This window comes from Sphingomonas sp. DC5200-1, from assembly GCF_049897245.1.
GTDB lineage: Bacteria > Pseudomonadota > Alphaproteobacteria > Sphingomonadales > Sphingomonadaceae > Sphingomonas > Sphingomonas aquatilis.
Window position 1 is genome coordinate 1 of record NZ_JAFCVW010000035.1, and the last position, 2,119, is coordinate 2,119.

Here is a 2,119-nt window from a genome sequence, read left to right on the forward strand (position 1 = left end):
AACCTCCAGCTGCTGGCCCGGCAGGCCGCGCCGGCCTGATACGCGGCGCATCCTCCGGTGCCCGGCGTCACCTGTCATCCACCACGCTGATCCCACGCGATCCTTTTTCAACAGTCTCGACCGGTTGCGACACCAAATATCGTTATTGTGGTGAGTTCGACCGACAGGGCCAAGTCTCGCTCATTGCGCGCTCTGCGCCCGCCATCATGTGCTTGTCGTGGAAGTAGGTGTTGACATCCGCCTCCAGAAGGGCGAAGGAAGTCTTCGCCTGCGGGAAATCGAAGCCGGATGGCCGCCCTGGCTGAATCCGGCAATCGCCGGCCGAGGCGCATTCCCGTCTCGTCAGCCGGTATTTTCGGCTTCATATAGCCTGGGCGGGCGGCGATTATTTTCGCCGGGGACATGGACGGGAGGGATGATGCGCAAGCGGACCTGGGCTTTGGGCGCGGTCGGCGCGCTGCTGCTTGCGGGCGGGGGCTGGTTCGCCAGTCTGGACAAGGAAACGCGCGGATTGCTGCTCGCGCTTCCCACCAACGCCGATGTGCTGGGCTGGTCGCTGCACCAGCGGGATGCCGCGTTCCGCGCGATGGATCGGTTGCCCATTCTCGCGCATGCGGCGCATATCGCCCCCTCGCCACATCCGCTGGCGCTGCCGCAGGGCAAGCCGCTGGTCATTCCCGGCATCGACCGATATCTGGCGGAGCAGCGCGAGGCGGGCATCGTCATCCTGCAGGACGGCAAGGTGCGGTTCGAGCGTTACGGGCTGGGTTTCGACGCACGGGGGCGCTGGACCAGCTTCTCCGTCGCCAAGTCCTTCACCTCCACCCTCGTCGGGGCCGCGATCCGGGATGGCGCGATCAGGAGCCTGGAGGACAAGGTCAGCCGGTATATCCCCGACCTGCGGGGATCGGCCTATGACGACGTGACCGTGCGCCAGTTGCTCACCATGAGTTCGGGCGTGCGCTGGAACGAGGATTATGAGAATCCCGATTCCGACGTCTCCAGATTCAACGATGCGAAGCCCGATCCCGGCGTCGACGCGACCGTCAGCTATATGCGCAAGCTGCCCCGCGCCCATCCGCCGGGCGCCGTGTGGCATTACAATACGGGCGAGACCAACCTGATCGGCGTGCTGGTGTCCTCGGCGACCGGCAAGACATTGTCCCGATATCTGCAGGAGAAGATCTGGCAGCCGGGCGGAATGGCTTCGGAAGCGACCTGGCTGAAGGGCAGCACCGGCCACGAGATCGCCGGCTGCTGCATTCAGGCAACTACCCGCGACTTTGCCCGGTTCGGCCTGTTCGTGCTCGCTGACGGCAAGGCCGGCGGACGGCAGGTCGTGCCCGCCGACTGGTTCGCGCAGGCGACCGTAAAGCAGAAGGACATCGGCGTTCCCGGCGCCGGCTACGGCTATCAATGGTGGACTTACGATGACGGCTCGGTCGCCGCGCAGGGGATTTTCGGCCAGGGCATCTTCATCGATCGGAAGCGCCGGCTGGTGATCGCCACCAACGCATCCTGGACCCGCGCGGACAAAGGCCCCGAAGGGGACGCCCGCGAAACCTTCTACAAGCGGGTGCAGGCGCTGCTCGATCGCGGCGGCTGAAGGGCCGCTGGCGGATCTGCCGCTGCAACAGCGCGATCAGCCCGCCGACGCACGCAACGATCACGATGAACAGGAATCCGTCCATCGACGCGAGGAAGGTCGCCTGCTGCGTGACCATCGCGGAGACCCTGGCCAATGACGCGGCATTGGCCGACGTCGCGCCCGCGCCATGGCCGGACAGCGTGATGAGCGCGGACTGGAAGTTGGGATTATAGGGAGAGCCGATCTCCACCAGCCGCGTCCGGTGGAGCGCCAGCCGATGCTGCTCGAGGATGATGATGGAGGTGGCGAGGGAATAGGCGGTGATATGGCATATATATAGGTGATATATCACGTAACCATTAGGCCTTGAGGCCGCTAACCCCGTTTTCATCCGGGTTGACTGGAATCGCGGTGTATTCCTGAAGCGTCAGCACGACGCTTTCGTTGTCGTCGGCCGAGAATATCGCGCGCGGACCATGACCTGGCCAGACCCGAACCTCGGGCGAGAACGACCCGGGCGAGCCTCCCGAC

2 protein-coding genes are annotated in these 2,119 nt (G+C 64.8%); both read left to right on the forward strand.

The features are described from left to right. Window positions 1-227 (forward strand): hypothetical protein (locus ACP7A3_RS20895; protein WP_426257026.1); only part of this gene is annotated, 227 nt, incomplete at its 5' end. Between the two features lie 191 nt (window positions 228-418). Beyond that, entirely contained in the window at window positions 419-1,606 is a 1,188-nt protein-coding gene (locus tag ACP7A3_RS20900) for a serine hydrolase domain-containing protein (RefSeq protein WP_426294715.1), read from the forward strand. The last annotated feature ends 513 nt before the right edge of the window (window positions 1,607-2,119 follow it).